The following is a 294-nucleotide window of genomic DNA, read 5'->3' as shown; positions in this document are numbered from 1 at the left end:
CGCTGAATGTCTCCCGTGAAATCCTGCAGGACAGTAGCGTGACCCGCAACCTGCGCACCGCGCTGACCAAACGCACGCTACAGATGCTGGATAAGCTGGCGAAAGACGACGCTGAAAAATACCAAACCTTCTGGAAACAGTTCGGCCTGGTGCTGAAAGAGGGCCCGGCGGAAGATCCGAGCAACCAGGAAGCGATCGCCAAACTGCTGCGTTTCGCAACCACCCATACCGACTCCTCCGCGCAGACCGTGTCGCTGGAAGAGTATGTCTCGCGGATGAAAGAAGGCCAGGAGA

Annotated in this window: 1 pseudogene; it reads left to right on the top strand. The window is 57.8% G+C overall.

The annotated features are described in order from the left end of the window. A pseudogene (locus ACNQ0T_RS23910) lies at nucleotides 1-294 on the top strand (molecular chaperone HtpG); the annotation flags it as partial.

It is taken from the genome of Enterobacter cloacae complex sp.6700776 (assembly GCF_048284255.1).
GTDB classification, from domain to species: domain Bacteria; phylum Pseudomonadota; class Gammaproteobacteria; order Enterobacterales; family Enterobacteriaceae; genus Enterobacter; species Enterobacter intestinihominis.
This window is presented reverse-complemented; position numbering and strand designations above follow the sequence as displayed.